This window comes from Brevundimonas sp. 1080 (assembly GCF_040545985.1).
GTDB lineage: Bacteria > Pseudomonadota > Alphaproteobacteria > Caulobacterales > Caulobacteraceae > Brevundimonas.
On record NZ_JBEPMW010000001.1, the window covers coordinates 397,589 to 419,039 of the forward strand.

Sequence of the window (21,451 nt, forward strand, 5' to 3'; positions counted from 1 at the left end):
TACGCGCGTCGCCAACGAGGGGGCCGCCGCTTATGTTTTCGTTCCGCCGCGCGATCCTCGCGTCGACGCTTGTCCTTGCGTTCTGCGCCGCCACGACGGCCGCGACCGCCGAGACGCCCTACGGGTCAACCGCCGAAGCCAGTGCCGGTTCCGGACGTCCCACCGCGCTGAGCTCGGCCGACAGAATCTCCTACACCACCGCCTTTGACGCCCTGCGCCGCGGCGACATCGAGACGGCCCGCATGGCGGCCCGTCAGGCGCAGGACCGTGTGCTGCTGGGTCAGGTCGAGTTCGAGAGCCTGTTTCATCCCGATCATGTCGCCACCTATGAAGAGCTGACGGCCTGGCTTGAGACCTATTCGGATCTGCCGTGCGCGGACCGCGTCTATACTCTCGCGCTGCGTCGTCGCCCCGACGGCGCGCCCGAGCCGGTGCGTCCCGGCGGCGTGCTGGGCCGCACCTGGAACAGTCTGGTCAGCGCCGTGTCCGGCGACGGCGGCGTCACCGATCCGGCCAAGGCGGCGCGCGTCGCCTACAACAACGACGACCTGACCGGGGCGTCGGTCCTGGGGCGACAGATCGGCGACTGGTGGACGGTCGGCCTGGCGGAATGGCGTCTGGGCCAGTTCCACGAATCCTTCGCCGCCTTCGAACGCGTCGCCAACGATCCAACCGAGGACGCCTGGGTCCGCGCCGGCGCCGCCTTCTGGACCGCGCGCGCCGCCGCCCAGTCCGGTCGCCAGGATCGCGTCACCGACTATCTGCGCCTGTCGGCCCAGTGGCCGGCCACCTTCTATGGCCAGATCGCCCTGCGTCAGCTCGGAGAAGAGCCGACGATCGAGAACATGGGCCCTCGCCCCTATGAGGCCGAGCCACGCCTGCGCCGCGCGGCCTATGTGCCCCAGAGCGCCGCCGTCGAACCGACCGCCCTGGAAGCCTTCGTCCAAGCCGACGCCCGCGCCAAACGCACCGTCGCCTTCTATGAAGTCGGACGCAACGCCGACGCCGAGACCGAGCTGCGGTCCGGCCTGCGCACCGCAGTCGGCGATGCGGCCAAGATGTGGACCGCCCTGGCGCGCGCCATTCTGCCGGTCAACAACGGCGACGCCACGCGCATCGACGCGACGCGCTATCCGATGCCGGATCTGACGCCCGAAGGCGGCTTCGTCATCGAGCGGGCGCTGGTCTACGCCCTGGCGCGCAAGGAAACCGATTTCAATCCCAACGCCCGGTCCAGCGTCGGCGCCTATGGGCTGATGCAGGTCATGCCGACGACGGCGGCCGAGATGACCGGCGATCGCACCTTCGTCTCGGACCCGACCAAGCTGCTGGTTCCGGCGGTCAATATGCGTCTGGGTCAGGCCTACATCAACAAGATGCTGGCCCTGCCGGCCTTCCAAGGTGATCTGCTGCGGGCCGTGGCCTCCTACAACGCCGGGCCGGGGCCGATGCTGGCGGCCGTCAGGAAGCTGGGCGCGGACGCCGATCCCCTACTGCTGATCGAGACGATCGACGTGCCCCAGGCGCGCGACTACGTCGAAAAGGTCATGGCCAGCTACTGGATCTATCAGCGCTTGTTCGGCGGCCCGCTGAAGACGCTGGACGCCGTCGCGTCGGGGGCGCGCGCCGTGCCTATGGCGCTGGATTACGTGGCCCCGCCGCCGCAGGCCGAGCCGGTCCTGATCGCCGAGACTACGCCCATCGCCGGCGCGCGCTGACCTCTTAGAAGACCGCGAACAGCAGGCTGGCCCAAAACGCCGCCCCGACCAAGGCCGCAAGCCCATAGGCCATGACCGGATTGAGGCCGCGCGCAGCGGCTTGGGTCGGAGGGCTGGGCAGGATCGGGCTCGTCATGCCCATACAGATAACAGCGCTCACTTAACGCGGCGTCAGCCGGGATGGTTGTCGTGCGTTAAGCCCAGCGCGTCGGCTTCCCACTCCCGGAAGTGGGGATGGGCCAGCAGGGTCTCGGCATAGGCCCGGGCCGGGCCGTCGTCTCCATGGGCTGAGAGGTCAAGCTGGAAATGGCGGATGCGGGCGGCGACCGGCGTGAAGAAGGCGTCCGGCACGGACCAGTCGCCGAACAGATACGGCCCGCCTGCGCCAAACCGCTCACGCAGGCTCCGCCACAGTTCGACGATGCGGCGCAGATCCTTGGCCAGTCCCGGATGGTCCGGCGCGGATGCGCGACTGGGGCCGACCATCCAGTGATCCGGGCCGGTCGAACAGGCCGTGCGCAAGGCGGTGAAGCCGCCGTGCATCTCGCACGCCGCCGAACGCGCCAGCCAGCGCGCATGGGCGTCCGACGGCCAGAGGCGGGCTTGCGGATAGCGTTCCGCCGCCCAGACGGCGATGGCCATCGAATCCCAGATCACCTCGCCTTCGACCTTCAACACCGGGACGAGACCGGACGGCGAATGCTCGCGGATGCGCTGATCGGTGTCGGGCTGGTTCAGCGGCACGAGGATTTCGTCAAAGGTGGCACCGCAATGTTTCAGCACCAGCCACGGCCGCAGCGACCACGTCGAATAGGCCTTGTCGCCGATCACCAGTTCCATCACGCGTCTCCTGTCGCCGCCATCAATGGCTCGCCGCCAGCTTCAGCACAACCAGGCCCGATGCGACCAGGACGACGCCCGCGATCCTGAGCGGCGTCAGCGGCTCGCCCAGAAAGACCGCGCCCGCCACAAAGGCGCCGACTGCGCCGATGCCGGTCCAGATGGCGTAGGCCGTGCCCAGCGGCAGGGTCTTCATCGCCAGCGACAGCAGACCAAACGAACCGATCATGAAGACGATCATGCCCACGGTCGGCCACGGTCGCGTGAAGCCGGCCGACGCCTTCATCAGAAACGCCCAGACGACTTCGAGCAGGCCGGCGAAAACAAGGAATACCCAGGCCATGACATTCTCCCTGCATGGCGTCGGGTCGTCCCGGCGTTGGTCCCATGTGGGGGAGGTCGTCCTCCTGAAAGCGCGCTGAATCTGGGACAACGGCCGGCAAAGTCAACCGCGCCGTCCCGCAAACCTTGACTCCACGCCCCCCACGACCGACACGACCCGCCCATGATCACGCGCTACTCCCGCCCCGTCGCCGCCGCCATCTGGTCCCAGGAAACCAAGTACAAGATCTGGTTCGAGATCGAGGCCCACGCCGCCACGAAGATGGCCGAGTTGGGCGTGATCCCCAAGGAATCGGCCGACGCCATCTGGGCCAAGGGCAAGGATGCGAACTTCGACGCCGATCGCATCGACGAGATCGAACGCACCACCAAACACGACGTCATCGCCTTCCTGACGCACGTCGCCGAGATCGTCGGCGAAGAAGCCCGTTTCCTGCACCAGGGCATGACTTCCTCGGATGTGCTGGACACCTGTTTCGCGGTTCAGCTGGCGCGCTCGTCGGACCTGCTGATCGAGGGCGTCGATCGGGTTCTGGCCGCGCTGGAGACACGCGCCAAGGAGCATAAATACACCCCGACCGTGGGCCGTTCGCACGGCATCCACGCCGAGCCCGTCACCTTCGGCCTGAAGCTGGCCGGCTATCACGCCGAGTTCCAGCGCGCCAAACGCCGCCTGATCACCGCCAAGGAAGAGATCGCCACCTGCGCCATTTCGGGCGCCGTCGGCACCTTCGCCAATGTCGACCCGGCCGTCGAGCAATATGTCGCCGACCAGATGGGCCTGACGGTCGAGCCGGTCTCGACCCAGGTCATCCCGCGCGACCGCCACGCCGCTTTCTTCGCCGCCCTGGGCGTCGTCGCCAGCTCGGTCGAACGTCTCGCCGTCGAGATCCGCCACCTGCAACGCACCGAAGTCCTCGAAGCCGAGGAGTTCTTCGACAAGGGTCAAAAGGGCTCGTCGGCGATGCCGCACAAGCGCAACCCGATACTGACCGAGAACCTGACCGGCCTGGCCCGTCTGGTCCGTTCTGCCGTGACGCCCGCGATGGAGAACGTCGCCCTGTGGCATGAGCGGGACATCAGCCACTCCTCGGTCGAACGCGGCATCGGCCCGGACGCCACCATCCACCTGGACTTCGCCCTGCACCGTCTGGCGAATGTGGTCGAGCGGCTGAACGTCTACCCAGAGAATATGCAGAAGAACATCGACCGCCTGGGCGGTCTGGTGCACTCGCAGCGGGTGATGCTGGCCCTGACCCAGGCCGGCGTGTCGCGCGAAGACGCCTATGCCGCCGTTCAGGAGAACGCCATGAAGGTCTGGCGCGGCGAAGGCGCCTTCCTGGATTTCCTGAAGGCCGACGACCGCGTCACCCTGCCCGCCGACCAGCTCGAAGCCCTGTTCGACCTCGGCTACCACACCAAGAACGTGGACGTGGTGTTCAAGCGGGTGTTCGGAGACTGACGTCATGAGCGAGCGCACGATCCGGCTCAATCCCCGGCTCGATCCCCGCGACTATGCGGCGGCCTATGCGCGCGACGGCATGGTGCAGGTGCCCGATCTGCTGGATGAGGTCAGCGCCGAATGGTTGGAGCTTGCGCTCGAACACGACACGGCTTGGCATCTGTCCTTGAAGACGCCGGAAGGCGGCAAGCTGCTGTCGCCGCAAGACATGCAGGCCATGGGCAGAGATGCTATCGGCGCCCAGATGCAGCGCGCGCTGGGGGAGGGTCGCGACGGTTTCTCCTTCATCTATCTGGCCTATCCGATCATCACGACCTTGCTCACCGGCAAGGACGAGGGCCATGCGACGCACGCCCTGGTGCAGTTCTTCAACGACACGCCCTTCACCACATTCGCCAAGGCGGTGACCGGCGAAGCCAGCGTGACCAAGATCGACGCGCAAGCCACCTGGTTCCGGCCCGGCGACTTCCTGACCCAGCACGACGACACGGGCGTGGGCGAGCGACGGGCGGCCTATACGCTGGGTCTGTCGCGCGATTGGCGGCCAGATTGGGGCGGCCAGTTGCTGTTTCACGACGCCAACGGCGATATCGAGCGCGGGTTCAAGCCGGGCTTCAACGTCTGGACGGTGTTCAAGACGCCCCGCCAGCACTCCGTCGCGCCGGTCGCCGCCTACGCCGGCGGCAAGCGCCGCTCGATCACTGGCTGGCTGCGCGACGACCCGCCGGTCAAGTGACGGATCACACGGGCGATCGCAGGCTGGGGTTCGCACCCGTCGTCGATACGGAAACCCGATTGTTGATCCTGGGCAGTTTGCCCGGCGACGCCTCGTTGAGGGCGGCGCAGTACTACGCCCATCCGCGCAACGCCTTTTGGCCCCTGATCGGCGGTGTGTTGGGCGAGGACCTTGTAACCCTTCGCTATGAGCAGCGGCTGGACCGATTGAAGGCGCGCGGCGTGGGGCTGTGGGATGTGATTGCGTCGGCGGAAAGGTCGGGCAGTCTGGATGCCGCGATCCGCTCGCCGGAGGCGGCTGATCTGCGCGGCCTGATCGGCAGCTTGCCGCGGCTGAGAGCGGTCGCCTTCAACGGCAAGCTGGCGGCCAAGTTGGGACGGCGCATTATCGGCGACGTCGCAGGGGTTGGCCTTATCGACCTGCCTTCATCCAGCCCGGCTCATGCCATTCCACTGGCAGGCAAGGCGAACATCTGGAATTCGTTGACTGATCTGATCGAACGACAGGTCTCTTGCTGCAAAGCAGCATAGAAGTGCGCGCGAAAACTGAATGGTGAAGCTGCGATGTCTTGTCGCGCGGCATGCATCCATTGTGCGGTGTCGCGCGTAACGTTCCCGTTACCGCCTTGAGAGCGGCCCAAAGGGAACGAAACACATGACCAAACTTCGCAATCTTATGCTCGTCGCCGTGTCCGGCGGCGCGCTGATGGCGCTCGGCGCCTGCGGCAACAACGAGCCGGCCGCCACGACGCCGGCGGAATCGACTGCCATGGCCCCGGCCGACGGCGCCGCCATGGCCCCCGCGACCGACCCGATGGTGGGCGGCGCGGCCATGAGCCCGAACGAGACGATCGTCGCCAACGCCTCCAAGGCCTCCAACCTGACCACCCTGGTCGCCGCCGTGAAGGCCGCCGGCTTGGTCGACACCCTGCAAGGCGCAGGTCCGTTCACGGTCTTCGCCCCTGACAACGCCGCCTTCGACAAGATCCCCGAGGCGACGCGCACCAGCCTGATGCAGCCGGCGATGAAGGCTGATCTGACCAAGATCCTGACCTACCATGTGGTCGCCGGTCGCCTGACGGCCGCCGATATCGCAGCCCAGGCCGAGGCCAACGGCGGCACCGCCACGCTGAAGACGGTTCAGGGTGAAGAACTGAAGGTTTCGGCCGGCCCGAACAACACCTGGGTCATCACCGACGCCAAGGGCGGCAAGTCCACGATCACCCAGGCCGACGTGGGCCAATCGAACGGCGTCGTCCACGTCGTCGACACGGTTCTGATGCCGTAAAAAATATTTGGTTTCAGGCGGCGACGCCTGAAACCAAATCTCGGCCCTGGTGTTCTTCAGGAGCGCGAGACGCACAGTACGCCGGGTGAGACATCCCCCCAACGTCCCCGGCAAGAAGAAAGGGCCGCACTTTCCCCCGGGTGCGGCCCTTTCGAATTCTCAGATCAGTCCAAAGACCGAAGCGATTACTCGCCGGCGCGAATCTGCTCACGAGCGATCGAGGCCAGTTCGTCGATCTTGGAGCGAATCTCGCCCTCCGACACCGACAGGCCCGAGGCCTTGAAGTCGCCGGCGACCTTGCGGAACACGTCCTCGTCTCCCGGCTGCTCGAAATCGGCGCGCACCACGGCGGCGGCGTACTGGTCCGCGCTTTCGCTCGACAGGCCCATCTTTTCCGCAGCCCAAAGGCCCAGCATCCGGTTGCGCCGGGCGATGGCCTTGAACTCCTGCTCCTGATCGAGGGCGTATTTGGCTTCGAAGGCCTTTTCCCGATCGTCGAAGGTCGTCATTTCGCTCAGCAAAGCTCCGTCCACCCCGCTAACGTCGGGGCAAGCGCCGTCTATAGACCGCCCGCCCGCGAACGCAACCTGACTTCCGTCGCATGGACATCCTGTCCCCAATGATTGCAGCGCCGGCCATCCTCATTTGTATCGAGGGCCGCCTTCGGCTAAGGAGACCCCGAACGAGATTGACTGCCCGAACGATTCCGAAACGCGCCGCCAGGACCGGGTCTTCCCCCTCCACATATGGCCGCGCGATTTTTGTTTCTGGAGGGCGCCCGTAAGCCGGGACCGGACCATGAACAGCAAGCGCAAGAAGATCTACGAAGGCAAGGCCAAGATCCTGTACGAAGGACCCGAGCCCGGCACCCTGATCCAGTATTTCAAGGACGACGCTACCGCCTTCAACGCGCAGAAGAAGGCCGTTCTCGAAGGCAAGGGCGTGGTGAACAACCAGATCAGCGAGTTCATCATGTCGCGCCTGAACGGCATCGGCGTGACCAACCACTTCATCAAGCGTCTGAACCTGCGCGAGCAGCTGATCCGCGAAGTCGAGATCATTCCGCTCGAGGTCGTGTGCCGCAACATCGTCGCCGGCTCGATGAGCCAGCGCCTGGGCATCGAGGAAGGCACGCCCCTGCCCCGCTCGATCATCGAATTCTACTACAAGAAGGATGAGCTCAACGACCCGATGGTCACCGAAGAGCACATCACCGCCTTCAACTGGGCCTCGACCCAGGAGCTGGACGACATGCTGGCGATGACGGTGCGGGTGAACGACTATCTGTCGGGCATGTTCAGCGCCGTCGGCATCACCCTGGTCGACTTCAAGATCGAGTTCGGCCGGGTGTGGGAAAACGACTTCAGCCGCGTCCTGCTGGCCGACGAGATCAGCCCCGACAGCTGCCGCCTGTGGGACGCGTCGACCGGCGAGAAGCTGGACAAGGACCGGTTCCGCCGCGACCTGGGCAATGTGATCGAAAGCTACACCGAGGTGGCGCGCCGCCTCGGCATCATGAAGGGCATGCCGACGGTGATCCAGGGAGGACTGCACTGATGGCCCCAACCGCTTCAAGCAAGGTAAAAGTTCACGTCTTCCTCAAGCCCGGCGTCCTGGATGTTCAGGGCAAGGCCGTCGAAGGCGCCCTGCAGGGTCTGGGTTGGTCGGGCGTCTCCAATGCCCGCGTCGGCAAGCTGATCGAGTTCGACCTTGCCGGCGCCGAAGACCCGCAAGGCGAAGCCAGGAAGATGTGCGAGCAGCTGCTCGCTAATACGGTGATTGAAAGCTACCGCATCGAGGCGGCGTAAACTCTGCTGTCTCCTCTCCCATGTCGCGGGAAGGAGACGGTTGCATCCTTCGGCATCGACGCCAGTTTAGCAAACGGCTTGATTGACGGAGCGCCCATGACCTTCACCCTCACCTCCACTGACATCCAGGACGACGGCGTGCTGCCGGACGCCCAGGTGCACGCCAAGGGCAACACCTCGCCGCAGCTCTCCTGGTCCGGCGCGCCGGAGGGGACCAAGAGCTATGCGATCACCTGCTATGATCCCGACGCGCCGACCGGCTCGGGCTTCTGGCATTGGACGGTGGCCAATATTCCGGCGGATGTGACAGAGCTGCCGGCCGGCGCCGGCTCGCCGGGCGGGCATCTGCCCCACAGCGCCATCCAAGGCCGCACGGACTATGGTCAGCCCGGTTTCGGCGGCGCCGCCCCGCCCCCCGGCCATGGCCCGCACCGTTACATCTTCACCGTCTTTGCGGTGGATGTCGAAAGCCTGGACGTCACGGCCGACAATTCCGGCGCCGTGTTCGGCTTCAACCTGCATTTCCACACCCTGGCCAAGGCGTCGATCACGGCGACCTACGAAAACAAAGCGTGATCGGCGCCGGGCGGTGTCGCCCTTGTGGCGTCATGAACGCTGATTAGTTTGCAGCGCAACATGACCGACGCCGCTCTCGACACCCCCCTTCCCGTCCGCTCGCGCGGGGCGGTCGCCCTCGTGCTGATCGCTCTAGCCATGGGCGGGTTCGCGATCGGCGTGACCGAGTTCGCGGCCATGAGCATCCTGCCGGACTTCGCCGCTGGGCTTGGCGTCGATGCGCCGACCGCCGGCCATGTCATCAGCGCCTATGCCGCAGGCGTCGTGGTCGGCGCGCCGATCCTGGCCGTGCTAGGAGCGCGCTACCCACGCTGGCTGCTGCTGATCGCCTTCATGGCCCTGTTCGCCATCGGCAATGTGGCCAGCGCCCTAGCCCCGACCTATCACTGGATGCTGGTCTTCCGCTTTCTCAGCGGCTTGCCGCACGGGGCCTATTTCGGCGTGGCGGCCCTGGTCGCGGCCTCGATCGTACCCCTGCATTTTCGCACGCGCGCGGTCTCGACCATCCTGATGGGGCTGACGGTCGGCACCGTTCTAGGCGTGCCCGTCGTCAACATGATCAGCCATGCCCATGGCTGGCGCTGGACCTTCGCCATCGTCGGCGTGCTGGCCGTCGTCACCATGGCCCTGGTCGCCCTGTTCGCGCCGCGCGATACTGCCCACCCCGACGCCAGCCCCTGGCGCGAGTTGGGCGCCCTCAAGCGCGGCCAGGTCTGGCTGACGCTGGGCGTGGGCGCCATTGGCTTTGGCGGCATGTTCGCAGTCTACGCCTATCTCGCCTCGACACTCGAGGCGGTGACGGGCGCCGGCGCGGCTGTCCTCCCCTGGGTCTTCGCCGTGTTCGGCGTCGGCATGTTCCTGGGCAATATCCTGGGCGCCTGGGCGGCGGATCATCTGGGGTTCAAGGCGGCGGGCGGCCTGTTGTTATGGAGCGCAGCGGCGTTGGCGCTTTATCCGCTCGCGGCGCCTCACCTGTGGGCCGTGATGGTCGTGGTCTTCCTGATCGGTGGCGGAGGCGGCCTGGGTTCGATCCTGCAGACGCGGTTGATGGACGTCGCCGGCGACGCCCAGACCCTGGCGGCGGCGCTCAACCATTCGGCGTTCAACACGGCCAACGCCATTGGCCCGCTCTTGGGCGGGATGGCGATTGCGGCCGGTTATGGCTGGGCCTCGACCGGCTGGGTCGGCATGGGCCTGTCCCTGGGCGGCTTCGTCATCTTCCTGATCGCCTGGCTGACCGGTCGGGCGCGCGCGACGGCCTGACAAGGCGAAAGAACCCTGCTAAAGGCCCGCGCCATGAGCGCAGCCGTCATCGTCTTCCCCGGTTCCAACTGTGATCGCGACTGCAAGGTCGCCGTCGAACGCTCCACCGGCGAGCCGGTCTCGATGGTGTGGCACGCCGAGACCGAACTGCCCCAGGGGCTGGACCTGATCGTCATTCCCGGCGGCTTCTCCTACGGCGACTATCTGCGTTGCGGCGCCATGGCGGCCCAGTCGCCGGTCATGCAGGCGGTCAAGAAGGCCGCCCACGACGGCGTCGCCGTGGTCGGCATCTGCAACGGCTTCCAGATCCTGTGCGAAGCCGGAATGCTGCCCGGCGCCCTGCTGCGCAACAGGGGTCTGAAATACGTCTGCAAGCCCATCGCCCTGACCGTCGCTAACGGCCAGACCCGCTTCACCGCCGGCTATCAGGGCGAGCGCGAAGTGACGATGACCCAGGGCAACGGCGACGGAAACTTCTTCGCCGACGCCGAAACCCTCGCCCGGATCGAGGGCGAGGGTCAGGTCGTCTTCCGCTACGTCGACAACCCGAACGGCTCGGTCAACCATATCGCCGGCATCCAGAATGCGCGCGGGAACGTCCTGGGCATGATGCCCCACCCGGATCGCGCCTTCGAAGCCGAACTCGGCTCCGCCGACGGCGCGACCCTGTTCCGGAGCATCTATGCGGCGGCTTGACGCACCCTTGCGCTAGGCCTCAACGCTAAGCGACTATCGTCGCTCGCCCAAGTTGACAACCTCCCCGCGCCGCGCCATCCAACTGGCATTGGGGGAGTTCAAAATGATCAAGAAGTTCGTCGTTGTCGCATCCGCGATGCTCGTCACCGCATGCGCTACGCCTTACGTTGCGACGCCGTATGAGCGCGCGGACTCGAACGTGCGCACCATCACCGTCTTGGACGATTCAGCGGAAGACCAGGCGATCGCCTACGAAGTCGCGTCCATGGGTTCGAACTTCGGCCTGATCGGCGCGCTGGTCGACGCCGGCATCCAGGCCGAGCGTCGGGCTGCGCTGAACCGTGCGCTGCAGACGGCGTCCTTCGACGGCGAAACCCTTTTCGAGACGCGGCTGGCCGAAAGACTCGGCTCGCAAGGCTATCAGGTCAAGGTCCAGAAGACGGACGCGCCGCGCGGGAAGCGTGATTTCCTGGTCAGCTATCCCACGCCGGAGGGGCCGGTGGACGCCTATATCGACGTCGTCGTCACCCACTACGGCTATCTTTCGGCGGGCGCTTTCCAACCCTTCCGGCCATCCGTGGGGGCCAAGGTTCGCCTCGTGGCCGCCAATGACCCGACCAAGATCTTGATGGACAACCGCATCGTCTACAACATGATGAACACCGAAGGCTCTGGCGCCATCACCCTGTCGCCGAACCCGGCCTATGAGTTCAAGAACCGCGAGGCCTTGCTGGAACACCCGGCGCGCACCGCGGCTGGCATCCAGGACGCACTGTATCAGGTCGCCGACACCGCGGCCCAACTGCTGCGCTAGTCTCGCCATGCGTTTCGTCTTCGCATCCGTTGTCGCTTCGGGCGTCGTGGGGTTGGCCGGTTGCGTGACCGTCGCACCGCCCACGCCCGCCACGCTGACGTTCGACCGCACAGACTGCATGGCAGTGGACCTGACAAAGGCAGTTAGCCTGACTCCTCCCAAGGAACAGGCGGTCCACTATGTCTCGGCGCCCGTCGACCAGACTGCGCCCTGCGCGGCTCTCGATGGCGCGTACTTGGCCTATGCTCTGTTCGCCATTCCGGACGACACCGAAGACAAGACCCTGACCGTAGGAGCCTATCTTGAGCCTTTGCGGATTCTGTCGCCGGCCGTAACGATTTTCGACGCCGAGGGTCGTGTGACGCGCGGTTTCGGTTCCGAGGAATTCATGTATCGCGGCATGAACTATTCGGTCTTATTCAGACCGCGCGCCAACGAGCGCTTCGTGATGGTGTCCAGCGATCCGTCACGGGTGGGCCAGCGATATGATTCCATCAGCATCGGAACGAGTGCGACAACGGCTTATACAGGCTACGGGACCGCGACCATCGTAAGTGGCGTTGATAGTGCGCAATCACGGGTCTTTTCCTACGACGGATTAGCCCAGGTGACGGTGAACGACGCCGATACCAAGGAAGAGGCCGCCGCTCCCAGGCCCTGAGCGTCAGGCGGTCTCGTCATCCGTATCGGGCGCTTCGTCCGGCGTAACCACGCCGCCCGGTTCGCGCTGGGCGGCCAGTTCGCGGGCGCCGACGCCGAGGCCTTGTTCGATAGCGCGGTTGGCGGCGACTTCGTCTTCGAGCGAGGGCTGGGGCTGGGTGTTTTCGATATCGGCCATGATGGGCTCCTAAGTGTGGATTGCATCTGACAACCACGCGGTCGAGCTGATTGTTCCTACCGGCCGAAAAACGGCTCCAGGCTGGCGCGCGACAAAGGGCGGAAGATCAGGAACTGACCATCCACCGTCACCGTGACCTCATGGGCTTGCGGACGTTGCAGCAGGGCCGGATCGTCCAGCGACACGGCGCGGCCTGAGGCGATATCGCGCGCATCCAGCGCCGGCGTCGTCGGCCGCCCCTTCTCGTTGGCGAGCGCCGACAGGAAACCCCGCACCTCATTGGCCTGCTGCTGAGGCGTCAAGGCTGCGCGGACACGTAACCAAGCGGTCTGGATTGAAGTCAGCAGAGCCGCTCCGCTCGTCTGGGCGGACGCTTGGCCCGCTGCCACGACGATCGCGATGAACAGAGCCGGCAGGGAAGCTTTGAGCGTCATGTCGGGCAGGATGAAGCCGCCGACCGCCAATGCAAGCTTCACTTTTCTGCCGCTCGCGGTGAACCTTCTGGCGTGGCGAGGCGTAAAGGCCGGATACGCGTCACACTGGAATCCGAATGTCCTCCATCATCCGTCCCACGCCCCGCCAACGCACCCGTCGTCTGGTCGTCCTGGCCGCCGCCCTGTTCGCCATCATCGTGCCCCTGGTTCAGAACCTGGCGGGCCTGGGCTTGAACCAGGCCGAGTTCGCCGCCGACGGCAACAGCACCCTGCGCGTTGCGGGCTACGCCTTCTCGATCTGGGGCCTGATCTATATCGGCATTCTGGCCTATGCGATCCGTCAGGCCCTGCCGCAGACCGGCGAAAGCCCGCTGCTGTCGCGAATGGGCCTGCCGTCCGCCGTCGCCTTTTTCGGCATCGGCTTCTGGATCATCGTTGCGGCTATGAACCTGAAGGCCGCCAGCGTGGGCGTGATTTTCGCCTCGCTGATCGCGCTGTTGCTGCCGATGCTGGCCGTATCCGGCCACATTCGCGCGCTGCGGATGTTCGATCGCGAGCGCATCCTGCTGGTATGGCCGCTGGCGGCCTTGGCCGGCTGGCTGACGGTTGCTGCGCCGTTGAATCTGATCACGACGGCGACCGCGTTCAACGCCCTGCCCGCCGCCCTGTCGCCTGACCTGTGGGCCATCGTCGCCATCGTCGCCGTCACAGTCGTCGCCCTGGCGGTGACGGCGGTGCTGCGCACCCTCGCCTATCCCCTGCCGACGGCCTGGGGCCTTCTGGGCGCGTTCGTCGCCGAACAGGCGGACAAGCCGACCGTGGCCTTCACGGCCCTGGCCGGCGCGATCGTCCTGCTGATCGGCGGCCTGCTGCTGACCTTCCGCCTGCGACCGAGCGTCGAACGCGCTCGCTAAGCCTCAGGGTTTGTCGGTGACCGCGTCGTCCTGAGGCGCATGGTCGTCGGCGCCCACGTCGAAGCCGCCGGTTTCATCGAAGCCGACGCTGCCGACCCCGACGGCCGAACCAGTCAGCCGCTGACGCCGGCTGGCCAGAGCCGCTTGCGGCGCTGCGGCGTCCATCTCTGCGGTGGTTTCTGGATCATTGGAACGATCCATCTGCTGGCCCGAGGCCGGGACGATGCGGTCGGTGTGCGGCTTGCTCACGTCTCGTCCTCCTCGGCGTCATCGGCCTGTTTCTGAGCCCGTTCGGCCAGGGCGGAGGCGCCGGCGTCGTCGGCGGCGATCTCGGGCAGGTCGTCGTCTTCGGGGGTGGCGGCGGGGTCGATGGGCGTGTCGGTCATGGCGGCTCCTTTGGCTGTCTACGAAATCAACCACCTGCGATGGACGATGTTCCCCGTTCTTGCGCCGCGCGGGCTGACATTCGGCCCATCTGCGGCTAGAAGCGCCGCCCATGAGCGCTCCGCAAAAGACCATGGCTGAACTGGCCGCCGAATACGGCCTGGCCCCCAACGAATATCAGGTCGTCCTCAACCGACTGGGGCGCGAGCCCAACCACGTCGAGCTGGGCGTCTTCTCGGTCATGTGGTCCGAGCACTGTTCCTACAAATCGTCCAAGATCCACCTGGGCAAGTTCCCAACGACCGGCGAGCGCGTCATCTGCGGGCCGGGCGAGAACGCCGGCGTGATCGACATCGACGACGGCGACGCCTGCATCTTCAAGATGGAGAGCCACAACCACCCGTCCTACATCGAGCCCTATCAAGGTGCGGCGACGGGCGTGGGCGGCATCATGCGCGACGTCTTCACCATGGGCGCGCGGCCGGTGGCCCTGCTGAACGCTCTACGCTTCGGCGATCCGTCGCATGAAAAGACCAAGCGTCTGGTCAAGGGTGTCGTCTCGGGCATCGGCGGCTATGGCAACTGCGTCGGCGTGCCCACGGTCGCCGGCGAGACCAACTTCCATCAGGGTTACAACGGCAACATCCTGGTCAACGCCATGTGCGTCGGCCTGGCCCGCGCCGACGAGATCTATTATTCGGCCGCGCCGGAGGCGGGCCATGACGTCGTCTATTTCGGGTCCAAGACCGGTCGCGACGGCATCCACGGCGCCACCATGTCCTCGACCGAATTCGATGACGAGTCGGAGGCCAAACGCCCCACGGTCCAGGTCGGCGACCCCTTCGCCGAAAAACTGCTGATCGAGGCGACACTGGAGCTGATGGCCTCCGGCGCCGTCGCCGCCATTCAGGACATGGGCGCGGCGGGCCTGACCTCTTCCTCCGTCGAAATGGCGGGCAAGGGCGGCGTCGGCATCGAACTGAACCTCGATAAGGTGCCCCAGCGCGAAACCGGCATGACGGCCTATGAGATGATGCTGTCGGAAAGCCAGGAGCGGATGCTGGCGGTGCTGAAGCCCGGCTATGAGGACGTCGGCTATCGCATCTTCCAGAAGTGGGGCCTGGACTTCGCCATCATCGGCGTGACCACCGACACCGGCCATCTGGTGCTGAAGCATCACGGCGAGACCGTCTGCGACGTGCCGCTGGCGCCCCTGTTCGACGACGCGCCCCTGTATGACCGCCCGTGGGTCCAGCCGGCGCTTCAGCCCAAGCTGAACCACTCGGACATTCCTGCGCCCGAAAACTGGGCTGATGCGGTGATGAAGGTCGTCGCCTGCCCCGACATGGCCTCCAAGCGCTGGATCTGGGAACAGTACGACCGCCACGTCATGGCCGACACGCTGCAGGACTCCTCGACTGGCGCCGACGCCGGCGTGGTGCGCGTGCATGGCACGGACAAGGGTCTGGCCGTCACCTCGGACTGCACCCCCCGCTACGTCCAGAACGACCCCTATGAGGGCGGCAAACAGGCGGTGGCCGAGGCCTGGCGCAACCTGACGGCCGTGGGCTCGCGTCCGATCGCCATCACGGACAACCTGAACTTTGGCAATCCGCAGCGCCCGGAGATCATGGGCCAGATCGTGCGCGCCATCGACGGGATGGCCGAGGCCTGCCGCGAACTGGTGTTCCCGGTCGTGAGCGGAAACGTGTCGCTCTATAACGAGACCAACGGCGTCGCCATTCCGCCGACCCCGACCGTGGGCGCCGTCGGCCTGCTGCCCAACTACGACGTCGTGACGGGCTTCTCGACCATGGCCGAAGGCGATGCGCTGGTCCTGATCGGCCAGACCCAGGGTGAACTAGGCGCCTCCATCTATCTGCGCGAGGTCCTGGGCCGTGAGGACGGCGCTCCGCCGCCCGTGGACCTAAAGCTCGAAAAGAAGACCGGTGATTTCGTGCGCGACCGGATCGAGGCGGGCGAGCTGACCGTGGTTCACGACCTCTCGGACGGCGGCCTGATCGGCGCCGCCGCCGATCTGGTGCTGGCCTCCGACGTCGGCGTGACCCTGGACGCCTCCAGCGCGGCCCACGCCCACATCTTCCTCTTCGCCGAGGATCAGGCCCGTTACCTGGTCGCCGTGCCTGACGCCGACGCCATCATCGCCAAGGCGCGCGAGGCGGGTCTGCACGCTTCGGTCGTCGGCCATGCGGGTGGCGCCGCCTTCGCCTCCAAGGGCGACAAGGGCGAACTGTTCAGCATCCCTATCGCCCACCTGCGCGAATGGCACGAAGGCTGGATGCCGGGTTGGCTGGGCGACGCCGCATGATCCGCGTCCTGACGCCGCTCGCCCTGCTCGGCCTGCTGAGCGCCTGCGATGGCGGCGGCGATCCGGTGCAGCAGGCGCTTCGGGATACCTCCGCCGCCAACCAGGCTGCGGCGGCGCGCACGACGGAACAGATGGAAGCCGCGGGTCATGCCGGTCACGACATGGGCGGCTCTACCCCCGAAGCCACGTCTGGAGATCGGGCCTTCGCCGCCTCCGAGGCCGAGATGCACCGCAAGATGGCCGCCGCCTCGGGTCAGACGATCGATCAGGCCTATGTCGCCAAGATGATCGCCCACCACGAAGGCGCCGTCGCCATGGCCAAGGTCGCCCTGCGCGACAGCCGCGACCCCGAAATCCGCCGCATGGCCCAGAGCGTCGTCGACACGCAGACGCGCGAGATCGCCGAGATGAAGGCCTGGGCGCCGACCGCCCCTCCGGCGAACTGAGATTGGCCAAGGGACCCTATCGCGGCGGCGGAAAGCCAGCGGCGCCCACCCGCACCAAGGCTCCGTCGACTGGGCGCCCGTCGTCCAAGCCTTCGCAGATCACCAGAGACGAGCTGAGGCATTTCGCCTTTCGTGATCGCTCCAAAGAGGCATTTCTGGACGAGCTCGACCCCCTGCTCCGCGCCTGTTTCAAAAGCGGCTTCACCCGGCCTAACGAGGTCGCCGGCCTGCTGAACAAGGCGGGAAAGAGCACCGCCTGCGGCCAGCCGTGGACGCCTCACCTGGTCTGGGGTCTTCAACGCTTCCTTTTCGAAAGGCGCGAAAAGAAGAGAGCGGCTCAAGCCGCGGCCCCCGCAGCGACGATTTCAAAACCCGCCGTGTCCAGCCAGCGCGCGAAAGATCTGGCTGCTGAAGATATGATGCGCTTGCTCGCCGCGATCGGCAGGGCGCGCCCGTCGCGTTGACTTCGCATTGATCCCGCATGAACGCAGGAGCCGGATGGCGCGTTTCAGAAGCGATGCGCCTGGCTGAACCGGCGACTTGAACAGGGAGCGTCTGATGGACGCGACGACCGCCGACACCATTTTCCGCCCTGCCATACCGCCCCGGCGCGCGGGCAAACCGCTGTCGCTGCTGCCCTTCCTGTGGATCAGCTGGCGCGATCCGATCCAGATGTGGTCCGAGCGGCATTTTACCGAGCCGCAACTGCATGGATCTTCGGCCTTTGGTGAAATCCTGGTGGTCAGCCATCCCGAGGGTGTGCGGCACGTCCTGACCGAGAACGCCGCCAACTATGTGAAGGGCGATCTGCAACGGCGTGTGCTGGGACCGATGCTGGCCGAGGGCCTTCTGCTGACCGAGGGCGAGGCCTGGCGTCGCGCGCGGCGCATCCTCGCGCCCCTATTCACACCGGCCAAGATGGCGACGCTGAACGCCCGGATGGCCGAGGTCTGTCACGCGCGCGTGGCCGCCTGGTCGCTGTCGGCGCGCGGGCGAGTGCTGGATATCGACAGCGAAATGTCGGGCCTGACCTTCGACATTCTGTCGGCGACCATGTTCTCGGACGAGCTAGGCGGCGAGGCGCGCGGTTTCGAGCGGGCGCTGAACCAGTTTCTGGCCAATGGCGCGCGCATCGATCCGCTGGACGTGCTGGGCGCGCCGGACTGGGCCCCGCGCTTGGGCCGGCTGGCCAGTTTCCGCTCGGCCCGCTTTTTCGAGCAGCGCGTCACGAAGCTGGTCGAAGCCCGCCGCGCCCGGATAGAGCGTGGGGTCGAAACAGGCGAGGCGCCGCCCGACGACCTGCTCAGCGCGCTTCTGTTGGCGAAGGATGAGAACGGTGGTCCGGGCCTGACCGACGAAGAGGTCGCAGCCAACATCCTGACCTTCATCCTGGCGGGGCACGAGACGACGGCCCGCGCCCTGGGCTGGACCCTACATGTGCTGTCGCGCCAGCCGGAGTATCTGGCCCGGCTCCAGGCCGAGGCCGACGCCTTCGACGTCTCCGATCCGAAATGGGCCGAGGCCCTGCCCTGGACCCGGGCTGTCCTGGAGGAGACAATGCGCCTGTTTCCGCCCGCCCCCACCATGGCCCGCAAGGCCCTGGCTGACGACGAGATCGGCGGACAGACGATCAAGGCTGGCGCCACCGTCATCATCTCGCCGTGGATTCTCCAGCGTCACCAGCTGCTGTGGGACGACCCCGACGCCTTCAAGCCTGAGCGGTTCCTCCCTGAGAACCGCAAGGCCATTGATCGCTACGCCTACATTCCCTTCAGCGCCGGACCCCGCGTCTGCATCGGCGCCGCCTTCGCCCTGCAGGAGGCGATGATCGCCCTGGCGGCCATCCTGCGCGTCGCCGATGTCGAGGCCTTGACCACGGTGGAACCCCGGCCTGTCCATCAGATCACCCTGCGCAGCCGCGATCCCATGCGATTGCGGCTGAGGGCGCGGCGCAAGGGCTGACCGAGCGGCGCCGTCGCCGTTCCGCCACGAACCGTCTATAGGTCGCGCCGACCTTCCCACTGGAGGCGACCTTTGCGCACCGCCATTCTGCTCCCTCCGGGCTGTCTGTTTTCCGAAGCCCAGCCGAACTCGATGGAGACGGTGGTGCGGACGATGGCGGGCGTCGATCAGGGCGGCGAGACGCGCATCTTCTGCTGTCAGGGCGCGGACGACGTCCAAGCGTCGGGCGTGGATGTCCTTCCCACCGGCCGTATCCGCATGCGAAGCCTGATCGAACGGCTACGCGCCTTTCGACCCGATGTGATCGAGCATCATCAGCAGGTGAAACAGGCGCTGGCGGTGCAGCAGGCGCTGCCCAAGACGCCTCACCTGCTGTATCGCCACAACGCTCTGCGCCCGCCACGCCACCCCATCGACCAATGGCGTTATCGAGTGCGTTATGAGCGGCTGGACGGCCTGATCTTCGTCAGCGCAACCGAACGCAACGCCTTCGTGCGCACCTTCCCCGATCTGGACGACCGGGCGTTCGCCGTACCCAACCCCATCGACGCCGGCGCCTGGATGGCCCCGCCCGAGGATCGACAGCCGGTGATCGCCTTCGCCGGTCGCGCCATGCCGGAAAAGGGCGTCGATGTGCTGTGCGCCGCCCTGCCCGGTGTGCTGGACGCCCACCCCGATTGGCGCGCCGTGCTGACGCTAAACGACTGGGACGATCACGCGCGCTGGGCGGCCCAACACGTTGCGCCGCTAGAAAACTACGGCGACCGGGTGGAGGTGCTGAAGTCCGCGCCTTTGTCCGAGGTGCGGCGGCGCATGCAGACGGCGGCCATCGCCCTGACGCCGTCGGTCTGGGACGAGCCGTTCGGACTGACGGCGATCGAGGCCCATGCGGCAGGCGCGGCCCTGATCTCGTCCGGCCGCGGGGGTCTGCGCGAAGCAAGCGGGCCGCACGCCCTCTATGTCGATGCGGTGACGCCGAAGACATTGGCGGCGGCGATGGATCGGCTGATCTCGTCACCCGAGGAGCGGCTGGCTCTGGCGCGATCCGCCCAGGCCTATGTGCTGGCGAACCATACGCCCGATCGTCGTGCGGCCGAGCTGAAGGCCGTGCGCCAGACCGTGATCGACCGTCGCCGGGCGCGTCAGACGACCGGAATCGCCTGAGACAACCGCCCGCCAACCCGGATCGGCTCGACCCGCGTCGCCAGCCCCGTCCGGTCGTCGGTCTCGACGAAGACCCCGCACACGGTCGCCGGGCCGGAGGCCGGCATGTAGCGGCCGCCGGAAATCCGGGTGGTGAAGCGGCGCAGCGGCTCTTCCTTCTCGTTGCCGATCACGCTGTCGTAGTCGCAGCAGCCACCGGCGTCGGTCTGATAGGCCGTGCCGCCAGGCAGGATCTGACAGTCGGCGGTGGGCACATGGGTGTGGGTGCCGACCACCAGCGACGCGCGCCCGTCGCAGAAGTGGCCCATGGCCATCTTCTCGGACGTAACCTCGGCATGCATGTCCACGATCACGGCGTCCGCCACCGCGCCCAGCGGCGCCGCCGCCAGTTCGCGCTCCACCGCTCCGAACGGATCGTCCATCGGGTCCATATGCACCCGGCCCAGCACGTTCATGACGAGGACCGTCCGACCCGAATGGGTCTCGAACAGATTGGCCCCGGCGCCCGGCGCATCCATCAGGCGCGGATAGTTGGCCGGCCGGATCAGGCGCGGCTCGCGCACGATATAGGTCAGAGCCTCGCGTTGGTCCCAGCTGTGGTTGCCCAGCGTCAGGCAGTCGGCGCCCGCCATGAACAGCTCGCGCGCCGTGTTCTCGGTGATGCCGAAGCCGCCCGCGGCGTTCTCCGCATTCACGACCACGAAGTCGAGCTTCAGGTCCCGCTTCAGGCCCGGAAGATGATCGCTGATCCCGTCACGGCCGGACTTGCCGATGACGTCGCCGAAAAATGCCAGTCTCATGCAAAAAGTCTCATTCGAAAGCCGTATAGCCGGTCTCGGTCAGAACGCCATGCAGTCGAATGTCGTGCGGCTCCAACGCCAGCCGCTCGACCCTTTGGCCGGCGTAGGCGAAACCGATGCGGATGGCGTCGAGTCGCGCGGCGAAGGTCCGGTCATAATAGCCGCCGCCCTGCCCCAGGCGCCCGCCCTGATCGTCAAAGGCCAGCAGCGGCGTCAGGATCAGGTCCGGCATGACGACCTCGGCCAGCGGCAGCGGCGCGGGGCATCCGGCGGCGTCCACCTCCAGCGGCTCACCGGGCGACCAGGCGCGGAACTCCATCGGCGCGTCGCGCTGGACCACGACCGGCAGGCACAGCCGGCGGCCCGCCGCCTCCAGCGCCGCGGCCAGGGCGTCGGTATCCAGCTCCGACCCCATGGCGCGATAGAGCGCGACGATCCGAGCGGCCGGAAGCGCATCGGCATGGTCCCCAGCCCGGCTGGCGGCCAGCGGATCGACCTGGGCCAGACGCTTGCGCAAGGCGCGGGCAGCCGATCGAAGTTCGTGCTTGTCCTGGATCATCGAACCGCCCCTGCGAACGCGTGCTCATGCAAAGAGCCGCCGCGCGTCGAGCGATAGCACACTCGCAAAGAGAGGAAGG

At 66.6% G+C, this 21,451-nt stretch carries 27 protein-coding genes; 17 read left to right on the plus strand and 10 right to left on the minus strand.

Annotated features, from left to right (window positions below; genetic code table 11):
- Positions 1-32 precede the first annotated feature (32 nt).
- On the plus strand, positions 33-1,718 hold the full coding sequence (locus ABIC32_RS02030; protein ID WP_354071973.1) for a lytic transglycosylase domain-containing protein: 1,686 nt from the start codon (positions 33-35) through the stop codon (positions 1,716-1,718).
- Positions 1,719-1,722: 4 nt separating this feature from the next.
- On the opposite strand, the gene ABIC32_RS02035 is transcribed toward ABIC32_RS02030, so the two are convergent.
- The 3 genes from ABIC32_RS02035 to ABIC32_RS02045 are packed head-to-tail and all read right to left on the minus strand — an operon-like array spanning position 1,723 to position 2,901.
- The gene (locus ABIC32_RS02035) at positions 1,723-1,854 is read right to left on the minus strand and encodes a hypothetical protein (RefSeq protein ID WP_255353863.1); all 132 of its coding nucleotides are present in this window, start codon (positions 1,852-1,854) and stop codon (positions 1,723-1,725) included.
- 35 nt (positions 1,855-1,889) lie between these two features.
- Entirely contained in the window at positions 1,890-2,558 is a 669-nt protein-coding gene (locus ABIC32_RS02040) for a glutathione S-transferase family protein (protein WP_199059057.1), read from the minus strand.
- A 22-nt stretch (positions 2,559-2,580) separates the two neighbouring features.
- A complete protein-coding gene (locus tag ABIC32_RS02045) occupies positions 2,581-2,901 on the minus strand; it encodes a DMT family transporter (RefSeq protein WP_199059058.1) in 321 nt (106 codons plus the stop codon).
- 162 nt (positions 2,902-3,063) lie between these two features.
- On the opposite strand from ABIC32_RS02045, the gene purB reads away from it, so the two are divergent.
- The 4 genes from purB to ABIC32_RS02065 all read left to right on the plus strand — a co-directional run bounded on the left by purB (position 3,064) and on the right by ABIC32_RS02065 (position 6,385).
- The gene (gene purB, locus ABIC32_RS02050) at positions 3,064-4,362 is read left to right on the plus strand and encodes an adenylosuccinate lyase (protein WP_199059059.1); all 1,299 of its coding nucleotides are present in this window, start codon (positions 3,064-3,066) and stop codon (positions 4,360-4,362) included.
- 4 nt (positions 4,363-4,366) lie between these two features.
- Positions 4,367-5,098, plus strand: coding sequence for a 2OG-Fe(II) oxygenase (locus ABIC32_RS02055; protein ID WP_199059060.1), 732 nt, complete (start codon positions 4,367-4,369; stop codon positions 5,096-5,098).
- Positions 5,095-5,628 carry a DNA-deoxyinosine glycosylase gene (locus ABIC32_RS02060; protein ID WP_199059061.1) on the plus strand — a complete coding sequence of 178 codons (534 nt, stop codon included), beginning with the start codon at positions 5,095-5,097 and terminating at the stop codon, positions 5,626-5,628. Before ABIC32_RS02055 ends, ABIC32_RS02060 begins: the two co-directional genes overlap by 4 nt.
- A gap of 124 nt (positions 5,629-5,752) precedes the next feature.
- Positions 5,753-6,385, plus strand: a complete 633-nt coding sequence (locus ABIC32_RS02065) for a fasciclin domain-containing protein (RefSeq protein ID WP_199059062.1) — start codon at positions 5,753-5,755, stop codon at positions 6,383-6,385.
- 185 nt (positions 6,386-6,570) lie between these two features.
- Here the strand turns inward: ABIC32_RS02065 and ABIC32_RS02070 are convergent, their stop codons facing one another.
- Positions 6,571-6,894 (minus strand): DUF1476 domain-containing protein, encoded by a 324-nt coding sequence (locus ABIC32_RS02070; protein WP_039244540.1) that lies wholly within the window; start codon positions 6,892-6,894, stop codon positions 6,571-6,573.
- Positions 6,895-7,183: 289 nt separating this feature from the next.
- On the opposite strand from ABIC32_RS02070, the gene purC reads away from it, so the two are divergent.
- The 7 genes from purC (at position 7,184) to ABIC32_RS02105 (ending at position 12,203) form a co-directional block, all read left to right on the plus strand.
- Entirely contained in the window at positions 7,184-7,942 is a 759-nt protein-coding gene (gene purC, locus ABIC32_RS02075; RefSeq protein WP_055752965.1) for a phosphoribosylaminoimidazolesuccinocarboxamide synthase, read from the plus strand.
- Positions 7,942-8,193 (plus strand): phosphoribosylformylglycinamidine synthase subunit PurS, encoded by a 252-nt coding sequence (purS, locus tag ABIC32_RS02080; RefSeq protein WP_354071978.1) that lies wholly within the window; start codon positions 7,942-7,944, stop codon positions 8,191-8,193. Before purC ends, purS begins: the two co-directional genes overlap by 1 nt.
- Before the next feature lie 96 nt (positions 8,194-8,289).
- Positions 8,290-8,769 (plus strand): YbhB/YbcL family Raf kinase inhibitor-like protein, encoded by a 480-nt coding sequence (locus ABIC32_RS02085; RefSeq protein ID WP_354071980.1) that lies wholly within the window; start codon positions 8,290-8,292, stop codon positions 8,767-8,769.
- A 60-nt stretch (positions 8,770-8,829) separates the two neighbouring features.
- Positions 8,830-10,032 carry an MFS transporter gene (locus ABIC32_RS02090; protein WP_354071982.1) on the plus strand — a complete coding sequence of 401 codons (1,203 nt, stop codon included), beginning with the start codon at positions 8,830-8,832 and terminating at the stop codon, positions 10,030-10,032.
- A gap of 33 nt (positions 10,033-10,065) precedes the next feature.
- Positions 10,066-10,728: a phosphoribosylformylglycinamidine synthase subunit PurQ gene (gene purQ / locus ABIC32_RS02095; RefSeq protein WP_354071983.1), complete on the plus strand. Its 663-nt coding sequence runs from the start codon at positions 10,066-10,068 to the stop codon at positions 10,726-10,728.
- A gap of 103 nt (positions 10,729-10,831) precedes the next feature.
- Positions 10,832-11,542, plus strand: coding sequence for a hypothetical protein (locus ABIC32_RS02100; RefSeq protein ID WP_354071985.1), 711 nt, complete (start codon positions 10,832-10,834; stop codon positions 11,540-11,542).
- 7 nt (positions 11,543-11,549) lie between these two features.
- Positions 11,550-12,203, plus strand: coding sequence for a hypothetical protein (locus tag ABIC32_RS02105; RefSeq protein WP_354071987.1), 654 nt, complete (start codon positions 11,550-11,552; stop codon positions 12,201-12,203).
- A gap of 3 nt (positions 12,204-12,206) precedes the next feature.
- Here the strand turns inward: ABIC32_RS02105 and ABIC32_RS02110 are convergent, their stop codons facing one another.
- Positions 12,207-12,380, minus strand: coding sequence for a hypothetical protein (locus tag ABIC32_RS02110; protein WP_354071989.1), 174 nt, complete (start codon positions 12,378-12,380; stop codon positions 12,207-12,209).
- Positions 12,381-12,436: 56 nt separating this feature from the next.
- Positions 12,437-12,856, minus strand: a complete 420-nt coding sequence (locus ABIC32_RS02115) for a hypothetical protein (RefSeq protein ID WP_354071991.1) — start codon at positions 12,854-12,856, stop codon at positions 12,437-12,439.
- 74 nt (positions 12,857-12,930) lie between these two features.
- Between ABIC32_RS02115 and ABIC32_RS02120 the strand changes: the two genes are divergently transcribed.
- Positions 12,931-13,728 carry a TspO-related membrane protein gene (locus tag ABIC32_RS02120; protein ID WP_354071993.1) on the plus strand — a complete coding sequence of 266 codons (798 nt, stop codon included), beginning with the start codon at positions 12,931-12,933 and terminating at the stop codon, positions 13,726-13,728.
- Between the two features lie 3 nt (positions 13,729-13,731).
- Here the strand turns inward: ABIC32_RS02120 and ABIC32_RS02125 are convergent, their stop codons facing one another.
- Together ABIC32_RS02125 and ABIC32_RS02130 are read right to left on the minus strand one after the other, a co-directional pair.
- Complete coding sequence (locus ABIC32_RS02125; RefSeq protein ID WP_354071995.1) at positions 13,732-13,977, minus strand: Tat pathway signal protein; 246 nt, start codon at positions 13,975-13,977, stop codon at positions 13,732-13,734.
- Positions 13,974-14,114: a hypothetical protein gene (locus tag ABIC32_RS02130; RefSeq protein ID WP_354071997.1), complete on the minus strand. Its 141-nt coding sequence runs from the start codon at positions 14,112-14,114 to the stop codon at positions 13,974-13,976. The genes ABIC32_RS02125 and ABIC32_RS02130 overlap by 4 nt, the downstream gene beginning before the upstream one ends.
- A gap of 110 nt (positions 14,115-14,224) precedes the next feature.
- On the opposite strand from ABIC32_RS02130, the gene purL reads away from it, so the two are divergent.
- The 4 genes from purL (at position 14,225) to ABIC32_RS02150 (ending at position 20,013) form a co-directional block, all read left to right on the plus strand.
- Positions 14,225-16,441 carry a phosphoribosylformylglycinamidine synthase subunit PurL gene (purL, locus tag ABIC32_RS02135; protein ID WP_354071999.1) on the plus strand — a complete coding sequence of 739 codons (2,217 nt, stop codon included), beginning with the start codon at positions 14,225-14,227 and terminating at the stop codon, positions 16,439-16,441.
- Positions 16,438-16,887, plus strand: a complete 450-nt coding sequence (locus ABIC32_RS02140; protein ID WP_066549998.1) for a DUF305 domain-containing protein — start codon at positions 16,438-16,440, stop codon at positions 16,885-16,887. Before purL ends, ABIC32_RS02140 begins: the two co-directional genes overlap by 4 nt.
- Before the next feature lie 558 nt (positions 16,888-17,445).
- Positions 17,446-18,849: a cytochrome P450 gene (locus tag ABIC32_RS02145; protein WP_354072001.1), complete on the plus strand. Its 1,404-nt coding sequence runs from the start codon at positions 17,446-17,448 to the stop codon at positions 18,847-18,849.
- A gap of 72 nt (positions 18,850-18,921) precedes the next feature.
- Entirely contained in the window at positions 18,922-20,013 is a 1,092-nt protein-coding gene (locus ABIC32_RS02150; protein WP_354072003.1) for a glycosyltransferase family 4 protein, read from the plus strand.
- Here the strand turns inward: ABIC32_RS02150 and ABIC32_RS02155 are convergent.
- Together ABIC32_RS02155 and ABIC32_RS02160 are read right to left on the minus strand one after the other, a co-directional pair.
- A complete protein-coding gene (locus ABIC32_RS02155; protein WP_017504752.1) occupies positions 19,992-20,813 on the minus strand; it encodes a TIGR00282 family metallophosphoesterase in 822 nt (273 codons plus the stop codon). The genes ABIC32_RS02150 and ABIC32_RS02155 overlap by 22 nt on opposite strands.
- Positions 20,814-20,823: 10 nt before the next feature.
- Positions 20,824-21,372: a 5-formyltetrahydrofolate cyclo-ligase gene (locus ABIC32_RS02160; RefSeq protein WP_354072006.1), complete on the minus strand. Its 549-nt coding sequence runs from the start codon at positions 21,370-21,372 to the stop codon at positions 20,824-20,826.
- Between the last annotated feature and the right edge of the window lie 79 nt (positions 21,373-21,451).